Annotated in this window: 11 protein-coding genes; 8 read left to right on the forward strand and 3 right to left on the reverse strand. The window is 70.3% G+C overall.

Going from position 1 to position 14366, the window contains the following annotated elements:
* Positions 1–133: 133 nt before the first annotated feature.
* The 8 genes from GA0070623_RS22625 (at position 134) to GA0070623_RS22660 (ending at position 9913) form a co-directional block, all read left to right on the forward strand.
* Complete coding sequence (locus GA0070623_RS22625) at positions 134–1429, forward strand: ATP-binding protein (RefSeq protein WP_067309776.1); 1296 nt, start codon at positions 134–136, stop codon at positions 1427–1429.
* Between the two features lies 1 nt (position 1430).
* Positions 1431–2117 (forward strand): response regulator, encoded by a 687-nt coding sequence (locus GA0070623_RS22630; RefSeq protein ID WP_067309759.1) that lies wholly within the window; start codon positions 1431–1433, stop codon positions 2115–2117.
* Positions 2118–2287: 170 nt separating this feature from the next.
* Complete coding sequence (locus GA0070623_RS22635; RefSeq protein ID WP_067309762.1) at positions 2288–3484, forward strand: thioester domain-containing protein; 1197 nt, start codon at positions 2288–2290, stop codon at positions 3482–3484.
* A 679-nt stretch (positions 3485–4163) separates the two neighbouring features.
* Complete coding sequence (locus GA0070623_RS22640; RefSeq protein WP_067309765.1) at positions 4164–5807, forward strand: peptide ABC transporter substrate-binding protein; 1644 nt, start codon at positions 4164–4166, stop codon at positions 5805–5807.
* Between the two features lie 149 nt (positions 5808–5956).
* Positions 5957–6883 carry an ABC transporter permease gene (locus GA0070623_RS22645; protein ID WP_067309768.1) on the forward strand — a complete coding sequence of 309 codons (927 nt, stop codon included), beginning with the start codon at positions 5957–5959 and terminating at the stop codon, positions 6881–6883.
* On the forward strand, positions 6876–7853 hold the full coding sequence (locus GA0070623_RS22650) for an ABC transporter permease (RefSeq protein WP_067309771.1): 978 nt from the start codon (positions 6876–6878) through the stop codon (positions 7851–7853). Before GA0070623_RS22645 ends, GA0070623_RS22650 begins: the two co-directional genes overlap by 8 nt.
* Positions 7854–7872: 19 nt before the next feature.
* Entirely contained in the window at positions 7873–8907 is a 1035-nt protein-coding gene (locus tag GA0070623_RS22655; RefSeq protein ID WP_067309779.1) for an ABC transporter ATP-binding protein, read from the forward strand.
* Complete coding sequence (locus GA0070623_RS22660) at positions 8900–9913, forward strand: ABC transporter ATP-binding protein (protein ID WP_089004152.1); 1014 nt, start codon at positions 8900–8902, stop codon at positions 9911–9913. Before GA0070623_RS22655 ends, GA0070623_RS22660 begins: the two co-directional genes overlap by 8 nt.
* A gap of 70 nt (positions 9914–9983) precedes the next feature.
* Here GA0070623_RS22660 and GA0070623_RS22665 read toward each other — a convergent pair whose 3' ends face one another.
* The 3 genes from GA0070623_RS22665 to GA0070623_RS22675 form a co-directional block, all read right to left on the reverse strand.
* Positions 9984–10295 carry a chorismate mutase gene (locus GA0070623_RS22665; RefSeq protein WP_231932857.1) on the reverse strand — a complete coding sequence of 104 codons (312 nt, stop codon included), beginning with the start codon at positions 10293–10295 and terminating at the stop codon, positions 9984–9986.
* Between the two features lie 431 nt (positions 10296–10726).
* Positions 10727–12577: a bifunctional metallophosphatase/5'-nucleotidase gene (locus GA0070623_RS22670; protein WP_067312389.1), complete on the reverse strand. Its 1851-nt coding sequence runs from the start codon at positions 12575–12577 to the stop codon at positions 10727–10729.
* Between the two features lie 105 nt (positions 12578–12682).
* Positions 12683–14296, reverse strand: coding sequence for an FAD-dependent monooxygenase (locus GA0070623_RS22675; protein WP_084261475.1), 1614 nt, complete (start codon positions 14294–14296; stop codon positions 12683–12685).
* Positions 14297–14366 lie beyond the last annotated feature (70 nt).

A 14366-nucleotide genomic window follows, 5' to 3' on the forward strand; every position in this document is an offset into this window, starting at 1 on the left:
TCCGGAACCGACCCTGACCCCACCCTGAGATCCCGGCGGGCGGATGTCCGGGGCGTCCCCGTGGCCGGTGCCGTCCCCCACGTGTGACGATCGGAGCGGCACCGCACCGCACGGTGTCCGTCCGCCACCCACCGTGACCAGGGAGCCTCTGATCAGCGTCGTGACCCCGCCACCGCGTCTGTACCGGGCGCCCGAGCACCGGCTGGCCGCCGGTGTGGCCGCCGGCATCGCCGACCACCTCGGCATCTCGGTGCTGCGGGTCCGCGTCGCGTTCATGGTGCTGCTCGGGCTCAGCGGCCTGGGCCTGCTGTTGTACGCGGCGTTCTGGGCGGTGGTGCCGCTGCGGCCCGGGGACACCGCCTCCCCGCCCCGGCGCGATCCCGGGCAGCTCCTGCCGTTCGTGGCGATCGGCCTCGGTGTGCTGCTGGTCCAGGTGCTGGTCTTCGACTCGGTCGGCGCGGCGGGCACCGCCGGCTGGCTGGTGGCGATCATCGCGGTCGGGGCCGGGGTGATCTGGCACCAGTCCGCGCCGGAGCGTCGCCGGCAGTGGAGCGGGTCGATGCCGGTGCCGTGGCTCGGGGCGGTGGTGGAGGAGAGCGACCGACGGGCCTTCCTGCTCCGCTTCGCCGGCGGTGCGGTGCTGGTCGCCGTCGGCATCATCGGCGTCGCCGCGGTCTACTCCCCGGTGCAGAACCTCGACGCGGTGGTCAACGGTGTGATCTTCGCGCTGGTCGGGCTGGTCGGTGTCGGGGTGGTGGCCGCCCCGCTGCTGTGGCGCACCTGGAACCAGCTCCGTTCGGAGCGGGAGGGGCGCATCCGGGAGCAGGAGCGTGCCGAACTGGCCGCCATGGTGCACGACCAGGTGCTGCACACCCTCGCCCTGATCCAGCGCAACGCCAGCGACGTCAAGACGGTGCAGCGACTCGCCCGGGGTCAGGAGCGGTCGTTGCGCAACTGGCTCTACAAGCCGACCGCCTCACCGACCGAGCGGTTCGCGGCGGCGCTGGAACAGGCCGCCGCCGAGGTGGAGGACACCTTCGCGATCACCGTCGAGGCGGTGGTGGTGGGTGACCGGGAGACCGACGAGCGGGTCGGCGCGCTGGTGGCGGCGGCCCGGGAGGCGCTGGTCAACGCCGCCCGCCATGCCGGGGTGCAGACCGTGTCGCTCTATGCCGAGGTGGAGCCGGAGCAGGTGAGCGTCTTCGTCCGGGACCGGGGGAAGGGCTTCGACCCGGCTACCGTGGAGGATCACCGGCACGGGGTCCGGGGGTCGATCATCGGGCGGATGAAGCGGCACGGTGGCCGGGCGGAGATCCGTTCCGAGCCCGGGGAGGGCACGGAGGTCCGGTTGATGCTGCCCATCACCAACACCGGTACCGGCACCAACGCCGGCACGGGCACCGGCACCACGGCGGAAAGGGACAGCTGAGATGGCGGAGCAGTCGATGGATCCGGGCGCGGACGCCCCGGCCCGGGTGGAGCGGTTGCGGGTCTTCCTCGTCGACGACCACGCGATGTTCCGGGCCGGGGTCCGGGCCGAGCTGGGCCGGCACGTCGAGGTGGTGGGAGAGGCGAGCACGGTGGCCGAGGCGGTCACCCGGATCGCGGTGACCGGGCCGGACGTGGTGCTGCTCGACGTGCATATGCCCGACGGCGGCGGCCGGGCGGTGCTGGACGCGATGCGTCGCAGTCACCCGCAGGTGAAGTTCCTGGCGCTGAGCGTGTCCGACGCCGCCGAGGACGTGATCGGGCTGATCCGGGCGGGTGCCCGGGGGTACGTCACCAAGACCATCTCCCCGGACGAGCTGACCGACGCGATCCGCCGGGTCGCCGACGGGGACGCTGTGTTCAGCCCCCGGTTGGCCGGTTTCGTGTTGGACGCCTTCGCGGCCCGGCCGGACACCCCCGTCGCCGACCCCGAGCTGGACCAGCTCACCAACCGTGAGCGCGAGGTGCTGCGGCTGCTCGCCCGGGGGTACGCGTACAAGGAGATCGCCAAGGAGCTGTTTATCTCGATCAAGACGGTCGAGACGCACGTGTCCAACGTGCTGCGCAAGCTCCAGATGTCCAACCGGTACGAGCTGTCCCGCTGGGCGGCGGACCGACGACTCGTCTGACACCCCTCATTCCGGGAGTATCGCCCCAGGGGCTGACAAGAGATCAATTCGTGTCGGATAATGCCCCGTCGCCTTCGCGCGTGCGGTGCCCACGGCCCCGCGGGACGGCGACGCACGCCGGCCCGCCGGGAGCGGGCCGGCCCACCCCTGGGGAGAGGTGCACGGAACTGATGTTCGTTGAACGAGGACGACGCTGGGCGGGTCTCGCCGCGGCGCTCGTCACCGGTGGCGCGCTGGTGCTCGCCGTAGCCGGTCCGGCCGCCGCCGAGCCGACCGTCAAGGGTGTGGCGCGGGCGGTGCCGGGCACCAGCGTCACGCTGAAGCTGGACGGCCGGGCGCAGAAGACCTCGGCGCTGGCCCTGGAGCTGAAGGACGGCACGGTGCCGGTCTTCTGCATCGACTTCCACACCCCGGTGGCCCGCGACGGTGAGTATGCCGAGGGCACCTGGAGCCAGTCGGAGGTCAAGAACCTCGGCCGGGTGCAGTGGGTGCTCACCCACGGTTACCCCAACGCCGACCGGGCGAAGCTGCTCGCCGCCGCCGGGGCCACCCTGCCCGCCGGGCTGTCCGACACCCGGCGCGACACCCTGCTCTACTTCGGCACCCAGACGGCGGTCTGGCACTTCAGCGACGGCGTCGCCCTGGGCGAGTGGACGCGCGGGCTGACCGCCGCCGCCGAGTACGACGTGATCCGGCGGGTCCACGACTACCTGGTGCGCAACGCCACCGACCAGCCGGAGCCGAAGGCCGAGCTGAGCCTGGACCCGGCGTCCGCCACCGCGACCACCGGCGGGCGGGCCGGGCCGTTCACCGTGCACGGGCCGTCCGGGGAGATCGCGCTGAAGGTCGACGGTGGGACGGCCGTCGACGCCGACGGTCGTACGGTCGGCACGACCACCAACGGTGGCCGGTTCTGGCTGACCGCCACCGCCGCCGGCCGGGTCACGGTGACCGTCTCCGCGCCGGACTCGGTCTCCTTCGGGCGGGTCTTCCTCTTCTCCGGCGGCAAGAACGCCAAGCAGAAGCTGATCCTGGGCGGGAGCACCGGCACCTCGGTCACCGCCGCCGCGGCGGCGAGCTTCGCCGCCGCCCCCGCCTCGCCGTCGCCGTCGGCCACCCCGTCCGGGTCGCCGTCGCCGTCGCCCTCCCCGTCGGCCTCGGTGGAGTCGCCGTCGCCGTCCGCCCCGGCGGAGTCCTCGTCGCCGGCGAGTCCGGCCCCGTCGACCTCGCCGGCCAGCAACGGAGGCGGGCTGCCGTTGACCGGTTCGCCGATCGCGATGGCCGCCCTGGCCGGGCTGGCGCTGCTCGCCTTCGGCGCGGTGGCGGTGCTGCTGGTCCGCCGTCGCAAGGTCCGCTTCACGGTCTGACGTACCGGTACGGTCGGCCCCGGCACCCGGTGGTGTCGGGGCCGACCCGTTTCCGGCTCCCCGCGCCGGGTGTGCCGGGGTGTCCCCGCTGTCCCGGTAGCGCGGGCCGGAAGGGGGAGGGGCGGGGGACCGGAAGGTGCTGGCCGGCTGGCCGGCAGCCGTCTCCGCCCGGCCACGTCGGCATCATCCGGATGGGCAAAAACGGCCAACGCTCGGTGGACGTCGGGACGCCCCAACCGGGACGCGGGAAAGCTCACACCGCTCGTCCCCTGGTCGCGGCCTGTCGGAGCTGACTTGCTGTCTTTCCTGCTCAGAGCGGTACGACCAGGGCATCTCATGATCTTTTCTCAAGTATCGGCAACGCGGCACCCGATTAACGGCTTGATAACGGCACCTTCACGTCATGGGCCGGTTGGTGTCACAGTTGCAGCACCTCACCCTTGAAGCGAGGCGCCCCGCACGTCCCGCCTGCCACGCTGCCGTACCCGCGCGTGGTCGTCGGTCCTGCGCGGCGTCGCGTGTGAGAGGTGGGGTGGCCCGGCGGATCGGCCCCCCTGGGGTGTCCCGATTTCTCTGCGGTAAACCGGTGACCTGCGACAACGGGGTCGTCGGCGGCGTCACCCCCCATACGTGCGTGAAACCCACGACGGAACTGGTTAGAAAGAGGAGGCCCCTCGGAATGAGAGTCTCGAAGCGGGCAACCGGCGTCATCGCGGCCGGCATGGCCGCCGCGCTGGTCGCCAGCGGTTGCTCCAGCAGTGAGGGCGGCGGTGAGAGCGACTCCGGCGCGACCGCCGACGGTTCGATCACCATCCACGGCGTCCAGCCCGAGAACCCGCTGGTTCCGGCGAACACCACCGAGACCGGTGGCGGCAAGATCATCGACGACCTGTGGACCGGCCTGGTCGAGTACCCGAACGACGGTGGGGCTCCGCGTAACGCGCTGGCCGAGTCGATCGAGACCAAGGACTCCAAGGTCTTCACCATCAAGATCAAGAAGGGTACCAAGTTCCACGACGGTACCGAGGTGAAGGCGGAGAGCTTCGTCAAGGCCTGGAACTGGGCCGCCTACTCCCCGAACGGTGCGGCGAACGGCAGCTTCTTCGCTGACATCGCGGGCTACGACCAGGTGACCGCGGTGGACCCGGACGACGACGGCCCGAAGAAGGCCCCGGAGCCGGCCGCCAAGGAGATGTCCGGCCTCAAGGTCGTCGACGACCAGACCTTCGAGGTCACCCTGTCCGCCCCGACCGCGGTCTTCCCGACCAAGCTCGGCTACAGCGCGTTCATGCCGCTGCCGGACGTGTTCTTCACCCAGAAGCCCGAGGAGTTCGGCAAGAAGCCGATCGCCAACGGCCCGGTGAAGTTCGTGTCCTGGGAGGACAACGTCTCGATCAAGCTGACGCGGTTCGACGACTACAACCTGCGCGACAAGGTCAAGGTCAAGGACGTCAACGTCAAGCTGTACCAGGACGAGAACGCCGCCTACGCGGACCTGCTCTCGGGCAACCTGGACTTCCTGGAGTCGATCCCCACCTCGGCGCTGGCCGGCGAGAAGTACAAGGCCGACCTGGGTGCGCGGGCGCTGAACACGGTCACCCCGACGACCGCGTTCATCGCGTTCCCGATCTACGACAAGCGCTTCCAGGACCCGAAGCTGCGTCGTGCCGTCTCGCTGGCGATCAACCGGCAGGACATCTCGGACAAGATCTTCTTCGGCACCCGCAAGCCGGCCGACAGCTGGGCCAACCCGCTCACCCCGGGTGCCCCGGCCGGTAACTGCTCCTCCTGCAAGTTCGACCCGACGCAGGCGAAGCAGCTGCTGACCGAGGCCGGTGGCTTCACCGGCGAGATGGTCTTCTACTACAACGCCGACTCCAGCCACAAGGACTGGATGGAGGCCGTTGCCCAGCAGGTCAAGACCAACCTGGGTATCGAGGCGCGGGCCGAGGGTGTCCCCACCTTCGCGGTGTTCCGTCAGAACATCAACGCCCACAGCATGAAGGGCCCGTACCGCGCTGCCTGGCAGCAGGACTACCCGGACATCGAGAACTGGGTGAACCCGCTCTTCGTCAAGGGTGGCTCCTCCAACGACGGCCTCTACAGCAACCCCGAGGTCGACGCCGGCGCCAAGGCCGCCAGCGGCGCGCCGAGCCTGGAGGCCTCGCACCAGCAGTTCGCCGAGGTGCTCAAGAAGGTCGACGCTGACGTCCCGACCATCCCGATCTACTTCTACGGCCAGCAGTCCGGCCACTCGGAGAAGATCAAGAAGATGGAGCCGAACAACGTCGGTGAGCTGGACCTTTCCTCGGTCGAGCTCTGATCGATCCGCGCTGACCCCGGGTCGGGCCCGCCACATCCGGCGGGCCCGGCTCGGGGCAGTTCCGCGAGCAGGGTGTCACCACATCCGCCTCGCACGTCGTCGCCACCGTGTCGGCCGTCCGACGCGCCCCCTGTCTGGAGGACCACCCCATGGGCCGCTATCTCTTGAGACGGCTGCTCCAACTCGTGCCGGTGTTCATCGGCACCACATTCATGATCTACGCACTCGTCTGGGCCGTGCCGGGCGACCCTTTCGCGGGCAAATGCGGTGAGCGGAAGTGTCCGCAGGCCTACGTCGACTTCATGACGGAGAAGTACAGCCTCGACGAGAACGTGTTCGTCCAGTACGCGATCTACATGCAGAACCTCCTCAAGGGCGACTTCGGGCAGACGTACAGCGGCCAGTCGATCAACGACATCATCGCGACGGCGTACCCCAACACGATGAAGCTGGCCCTGGTCGCGCTGGTCATCGAGGCGGTCATCGGCCTCACCGCCGGCGTGCTGACCGGTCTGCGTCGCAACGGCTTCCTGGACAACCTGGTGCTGGTCTCCACGCTGTTCCTGATCGCACTGCCGGTCTTCGTGGTCGGTTTCGTGCTCCAGTGGCTCTTCGGCGTGCAGTGGGGCCTCGTCAAGCCGACCGTCTCCAGCGAGATGCTGCTCTCCGAACTGATCATCCCCGGCTTCGTGCTGGGTAGCGCGTCGACGGCGTACATCGCCCGGGTGGCGCGGACGAGCATCGCCGAGAACCGGCGGGCCGACTACGTGCGTACCGCGATCGCCAAGGGTCTGCCGATGCGCCGGGTGGTCGGGGTGCACCTGCTGCGCAACTCGCTGATCCCGGTGGTCACCCTGCTCGGCACCGACCTCGGTGCGCTGATGGGCGGTGCGATCGTCACCGAGGGCATCTTCGGCATCAACGGGATCGGCCGGCAGGTCTACCGGTCGATCGTCACCAAGGAGAGCGCTACCGTTGTCTCCATCGTGGTGGTGCTGGTGCTGGTCTACCTGCTGATGAACCTGCTGGTCGACCTGCTCTACGCCGCCCTGGACCCGAGGATCCGCTATGAGTGACCCCTCTACCGCCTCGATCGTCAGCACCCCCCGTGCCGAACAGCCCGGCCAGATCGGCGCCCCCGCGGACGCCGGTCTGCCGGAGAGCGCCCGCAAGGAGAAGCCCCGCGGTCTGCTCGGCGACGCCTGGCGCGACCTGCGCCGCAAGCCGCTGTTCTGGATCTCGGCCTTCTTCATCCTCCTGTTCATCGCGATGGCGGCCGTCCCGTCGCTGTTCAGCTCCGGCGACGCGGTGAACGGCACCCTCGACAACAGCCTGGGCAAGCCCTCCTCGACGGCCTGGTTCGGCTACGACGTGCAGGGCCGCGACGTCTACGCCCGGGTCATCTACGGCGCCCGCGCCTCCGTCGTGGTGGCGCTGCTGTCCGTGGCCGGCACGCTGCTCTTCGGTGGCCTGATGGGGGTCGTCTCCGGCTACCGCGGCGGCTGGGTGGACGCGCTGCTCTCCCGGATCGCCGACGTCTTCTTCGGCCTGCCGTTCGTACTCGGTGCGATCGTCATCCTGACCACGTTCAACGGGTCCGGGACGAGCAACAGCAAGTGGCAGATCATGGGCCTGGTGATCGCCTCGTTGGTGCTGCTGAGCTGGCCGGTCGTGATGCGACTGATGCGCTCCTCGGTGCTGTCCACCAAGGAGGCCGACTACATCATGGCGGCCCGCGCGCTGGGTGCGGGGACGGGCCGGATCATCCTCAAGCACCTGCTGCCGAACTGTCTGGCTCCGCTGCTGGTGTACGGGACGATCATGGTCGGCTCCTTCATCGGCGCCGAGGCGACGCTCTCCTTCCTGGGTGTCGGCCTGAAGAGCCCGGTGGTGTCCTGGGGCATCATGATCAGTGAGGCGCAGAACTACATCCGCGTCGCGCCCTACCTGCTCTTCTTCCCCGCCGCGTTCCTCGTCACCGCCGTGCTGAGCTTCGTCATGCTCGGTGAGGCCGTCCGCGAGGCCCTCGACCCGAAGCTCCGATAGGGGAACTGAGTTGTCCGAGATTCTCGTTTCCGAGCAGTCCGCGCCGGGCGCCGACGGACCCGGCCGCCCCTCGGGCCGACTGCTCGAGGTCGACGACCTGCGGGTGGAGTTCCGCACCCGGGACGGCGTCGCCAAGGTCATCAACGGGGTCACGTACCACGTCGACGCGGGGGAAACCCTCGCCGTGCTCGGCGAGTCCGGCTCCGGCAAGAGCGTCACCGCGCAGACCGTCATGGGCATCCTGGACATGCCGCCCGGCTTCGTCACGGGTGGTCAGGTCCGCTTCCACGGCAAGGACATGCTCACCATGTCCGCCGAGGAGCGTCGCCGCATCCGCGGCGAGGGCATCGCGATGATCTTCCAGGACTCGCTCTCCGCGTTGAACCCGGTCTTCACCGTCGGTTTCCAGATCGCCGAGCAGTTCCGGGTACGGCGCGGGATGAGCCGCTCGGACGCCAAGAAGCGGGCGATCGAGATGCTCGACCAGGTCAAGATCCCGAATGCCAAGGGCCGGTTCAGCAACTTCCCGCACCAGTTCTCCGGCGGTATGCGGCAGCGCGCGATGATCGCCATGTCGCTGGCGCTGGACCCGGAGGTGCTGATCGCGGACGAGCCGACCACCGCGCTGGACGTGACCGTGCAGGCCCAGATCATGGACCTGCTCGGCGAACTCCAGCGGGAGCGCCGGATGGGCATGGTCCTGATCACCCACGACCTCGGCGTGGTGGCCGACGTCGCGGACCGGATCGCGGTCATGTACGCCGGCCGGATCGTCGAGGAAGCCGACGTCTACGACCTGTACGCCAAGCCGGCGCACCCGTACACCCACGGCCTGCTCAACTCGATCCCCCGGCTCGACGAGAAGGGCCAGCAGCTCCGGACGATCAAGGGCCTGCCGCCGAACCTGATGAACATCCCGCCGGGCTGCCCGTTCAACCCGCGTTGCCCGATGGCGCAGCCGGTGTGCCGGGAGAAGCTCCCCCCGCTGCTGCAGATCCGCCCCGGCCGGGCCAGCGCCTGCCACTTCGCCGAGGAGCTGGTGAACCGTGACTGATCCCATCATCGAAGTCCGTGACCTGGTCAAGCACTACCCGGTCACCCGGGGCATCGTGCTCAAGAAGACCATCGGCCAGGTCAAGGCGGTCGACGGCGTCTCGTTCGAGCTGAAGGCCGGCGAGACGCTGGGCGTGGTCGGCGAGTCGGGCTGCGGCAAGTCGACGCTGAGCCGGGTCCTGATGAACCTGGAGAAGCCGACCTCCGGCAGCGTGTACTACAAGGGTCAGGACATCTCCAAGCTCTCCGGTGGCGCGCTGCGGCGGCTGCGCCGGCAGATCCAGCTGGTGATGCAGGACCCGTACACCTCGTTGAACCCGCGGATGACGGTCGGTGACCTGATCGGGGAGCCGTTCGAGATCCACCCGGAGGTGGCGCCGAAGGGCAGCCGCCGGGACAAGGTCCGGGAACTGCTCGACCTGGTGGGCCTCAACCCGGAGCACATCCACCGGTACCCGCACCAGTTCTCCGGTGGCCAGCGGCAGCGCATCGGCATCGCCCGCGCGCTCGCCCTGCGTCCCGAGGTGATCGTCTGCGACGAGCCGGTCTCCGCCCTGGACGTCTCGATCCAGGCCCAGGTGATGAACCTGCTGGAACAGCTCCAGAACGAGTTGGGCCTGTCCTACGTCTTCATCGCGCACGACCTGTCGGTGGTCCGGCACCTCTCCGACCGGGTCGCGGTGATGTACCTCGGCAAGATCGTGGAGATCGGCACCGAGGACGAGATCTACGAGCGGCCGACCCACCCGTACACCCAGGCGCTGCTGTCGGCGGTGCCGGTGCCGGACCCGACGCTGCGGGACAACAAGGCGATCATCCGGCTCACCGGTGACGTGCCGTCGCCGATCAGCCCGCCCTCGGGCTGCCGGTTCCGCACCCGGTGCTGGAAGGCGCAGGACCTCTGTGCCGAGCAGCCGCCGCTGCTGGAGATCCGCTCCGGCTCGGACCACCCGAGCGCCTGCCACTTCGCCGAGAAGCGCGAGATCGTCGCCACCCACGAGGCGTGAGACACCCGGGCCGCCTGCCACCGTCAGCCCGACGGTGGCAGGCGGTTCGTCATGCCCCGTCCCCGGAGGGCTACAGCGGTCCGCGCCCGGCCCGCAGCAGCAGCAGCGCGAGCTGGGTGCCGTCGGCCCCCAGTTCGCTGCGGAAGCGCTCCAGGATCTCCCGTTCCCGGGAGAGCACCAGCCGGGTGCCCCCGGAGGCCATCCGGGTCACCCCGACCTCCTGGGAGAGCGCCGCACGCTCCTGCCAGAGCGCGATGAGCGTACGGTCGATCTCGTCGATCCGTTGCCGGATCGCGACGATCCGTTCGGCCGCCGCCGTGTCACCGGTACCGGTGCGGGCCGCGACGTCGCCCGGATCGGCACCCGCCGGGCCGGCACCGATCGGGCCGACGTCACCTGGGCCGGCATCCACCGGGCCAGCCTCTCCCGGGCCGGTGCCGATCAGGCCGGCGTCTCCCGGGTCGGTGCCGATCGGGTCGGCCGGAGCCGGGTCGTCGTGCCGCGCGGGGACACCGCTGGACTCCACCACGTCAGTCATCATCGTCGTACCCCTCGGGTCTCGGGCCCGGTGTTCGGATCCCGGGACGAAAAAGCCCCGGGCTCTCCGAGCCCGGGGCTTTCGTAGGTCCTGTCGATCAGGCGCGACCCACGGCAGCCGGACTCCCGGTGCCGTAGTAAAAGTAGGAACGCCGATCGGACACGCCGTCGAGTATGCCGACCGGTGGCCGTTGCGCGCAAGCACATCCCGGCCACCGGTGGGAGGGATCCCTGGTCGGCGCGTACGCGCGATGACCAGGGATCCCTCCCGTCCGGTCAGCCGAGGCGGGTGATGCGGTCGGCCGCGGTGGGGGCCACCGGCTCCCCGGCGGCCAGGTACGCCACCAGGGCGTCCACGTCGAAGCCGGGCGCCGTGGTCCGACCCGCGCCGCCCGCCAGCTCGGAGAACCCGTCCCCGCCGTTGGCGAGGAAGTCGTTCGTGGTGACCCGGTAGCTGCCCGCCGGGTCGACCGGGGTGCCGTTGAGGGCCAGCGCGCTGACCCGGGAGCCGGCCGGGGCGGTGCTGTCGTACGAGTAGGTCAGCCCCGCCGACGGCTGGAGGATGCGCTGGGTGGTCTGCCCGTTGAAGCCGACGAACTGCTGCTCCAGCACGTTCTTGAGCTGAGTACCGGTGAACGTCTGGGTGACCACCAGGTTGTTGAACGGCTGCACGGTGAACGCCTCACCGTAGGTCACCTCACCCGGTGCCTCGCCACCGATCGACGCCCCGTACGACAGGGAGGCCCGGACGCCGCCGGGGTTCATCAGCGCGAGCTGCGCCCCGTCGCCCTTCGTGTACGCCAGCTGCGCGTCGGCGATCACGTCGCCCATCGGGCTCTCCCCGTTGGGCCGGGCGTCCCGGACGATGTCCGCGCTGATCTTCCCGACCACCCGGTTGGCGATCGGGGCGACCGCCGTGCGGTACTTGTCGGCCAGCGTCTTCGCGCCCGGGTCGACCAGGGCCGGGTTCTTGGCGAACACGCCCCCGGTCTGCTGCCAGGTGCCGTCGGCGTTGCGCACGCCGTTCTCCACGACCACGTTCTTCGCGGTGATGCCGGTGAACCGGCCGGTACGCCGGTCCAGCGAGTAGTCGATGTCGGTGACCAGCTGGCCGTTGTTGCCGGCGCTGGTGACCACGCTCGGCTTGCCCGAGGAGTTCGGCAGCGAGCAGGAGTAGAAGCGGTGGGTGTGCCCGGAGACCACCACGCCGAACTCCGGCCGCAGGCCCTTGACGATGTCGACGATCGGGCCGGAGAAGTTGGCGCAGTCGGAGACCCCCGGGGTGGTCGGCGGCGCGGACTGGGTGCCGCCCTCGTGCACCAGCAGGACCATCGCCTTGACCCCGAAGAGCTTGAGCACGGCGCCCCACTTGTTGGCGGTCTGCACCTCGTCGGCGAAGGTGACGTCCTTGATGCCGGCCGGATTGACGATGCCCGGGGTGCCCTCCAGGGTGACCCCGACGAAGCCGACCGGCACGCCGCCGACGAACTTCACGTCGATCGGGGGCAGGATCGGCAGCTTGGTCTTCTTGTTGATGGTGTTGGCGGCGAGGTAGGTGAACTTCGCCCCGGCGAAGCCGTCGCCGTCCTGGCAGCCGTCGACCGGGTGGCAGCCGCCCTTGTTGATCCGGAGCAGCTCCTTGACGCCCTCGTCGAACTCGTGGTTGCCGACCGAGCTGACGTCCAGGCCGATCTGGTCCATCAGCTCGATGGTGGGTTCGTCGTGGAACGCGGCGCTGACCAGTGGGGAGGCCCCGATCAGGTCACCGGCGCCGACGGTGGTGGTGACCCGGCCCTCGGCCTTGGCCTCGGCGCGCAGCTTCTTGAGCCAGGTGGCGAGGTACTCCACCCCACCGGCCGGGGTGCCGTTGACGGTGGCGCCACTGCCACCGGGCGGGTCGATCGCCCCGTGGAAGTCGTTGTAGCTGAGGAACTGGCCCTTGACCTCGCCACCGGTCGTGGTGGCGTACGAGACGGCGACCGGGGCGAGACCGGCCCCGAACGCGGCGTCGGCCGGCGGCGTGGTGGTGCGGCCGGTGCTGGGCAGGCTGGCCACGACAGCCAGGGCGAGGGCCGGCGCGGCGAGGTGACGCAGCACGGCCCGACCGCGCGAGCGCGGTTGACTCATGGTTGTTCTCCCAAGTCGTCTTCGGGGGAGCAGGTGGGGATTTCCCGCGTCATCGTCGCGCCTTGGGGACGAAGATGCCAGTGGGGCCACCGTGACAGCTTCGTCTCAGTCCGGGTCGGTGCCGCCGTCGGGCGGCGGCGGTGGCGCTCCGGCGGGTGGGCGGTGTCCCCGCGGGTCGCCGAACCAGGTCTCCACCGCGGCGAGCAGATCGTCGTCGCCGTCCGGGCCGCGCGCCCACGCGACGTAGCCGTCCGGTCGGACGAGCAGGGCGTCGGCGGGTGGCGCCGGTGCGTGGCCGGTGACGAATGCGATGCGGTCGCGCCACGGTTCGGTCAGTTCGGCGAGGCCACCGACGCCGGTGAGGTCGACCAGCAGCGGCCGGCCCGGCCGCAGGAGCTCGGCCAGCCGGGTGTCGCGGGAGCCGATCCGGAGCGCGAGGTCGGGAGCGAACCGTCCGGTCAGCGCATGGGGGGTGCCGGGGTGCATCCGGTAGCGGACGTCCGAGCCGGCCAACAGGTCGGCGAGTTGTCCGGTGACGACGGGGTTGTCCAGCAGTTCGGCGACGACCTGACGCAGGGCGGTGACCGCCGATCCGGGAGCCATGAGCGCCAACTGTGCCCGGGTCTGCATGGTGACCCGCTCGGCGGCGGGACGGCGCTCGGCCTGGTAGCTGTCGAGCAATCCGGATGGTGCCCAACCGTGCACCTGCGCGGCGAGTTTCCAGCCGAGGTTGGCCGCGTCCTGGAGCCCGAGGTTGAGGCCGGGTGCACCGACTGCGGGATGCACGTGGGCGGCATCTCCGGCGAGGAACACCCGGTCGCGTCGATACTGGTCCGCGACCCGGGCGTTAGCGGCGTACCTGCGGCGCAGCAGGTGCGGCCCCGCGGTGGCCGGCGCGGCGAGGGGCAGGTCCCGGCCGAGGACCCGGTGCAGGCTGGCGCGTACCTCCCCGATGCTGACCGGGATGTCGTCGGTGGCCGGGGGACCGTCCCACTCGATCACCGAGACCATCGACACGCCGGGTCCGTGCGGCACCACGACGTAGGCACCGCGCTCGGTGCGGTGCCAGGCGTACATGCCGATCCGGTCACCGTCGGGCAGCACGATCGTGGCGGTGGCGGTGTCGATCGACGAACCCGGCACGGTGACGTGCGCGGCGCGTGAGACGACGCTCGGATCGGTGGAACCGGAGAACGGCACACCGATCCCGTGGCGTACCTCGCTGCGGGCGCCGTCGCATCCGACGAGATACCTGGCGCGTACCTGGTAACCGCCGTCGGGCCCCTGCACCTGCACGGTCACCGCGGTGTCGTCCTGGTGCAGCTCCCGCAGTCGGTGCCCGCGTCGGACATCCACACCGAGATCGCGCGCCCACTGTTCCAGTGACGATTCGAGGCGTTCCTGAGGGATCTGCAGGCCGTACAGGGGGTTCTCGGCGATCCCGGACAGTTTCAAAGGCAGCGCGCCGAACAGGAACGCCGCGGCCGGTTGCGGCCGGTCGCCACGGCCACCGAGCGACCGGTACAACCCTCGGTGGTCGAGGAACCGGACCACCTGGCCGATCAGGGCGTTGGCCCGGTAGGCGGTGCTGCGCTCGGGCAACTGTTCGAGCACCACCGGCTGGACACCGGCGAGCACCAGTTCGGCGGCGAGCAGCAACCCGACCGGGCCGCCGCCGACGATCAGCACATCGACGTTCTCCTGGACATCGGCAAGCATGCCGGGCACCGTAGCGACGACCGGGCCGGCCGGTCGCCGCGACCCCTGATGATCCACGACAACGCCGGTG

Source organism: Micromonospora rifamycinica, assembly GCF_900090265.1.
Lineage (GTDB): Bacteria > Actinomycetota > Actinomycetes > Mycobacteriales > Micromonosporaceae > Micromonospora > Micromonospora rifamycinica.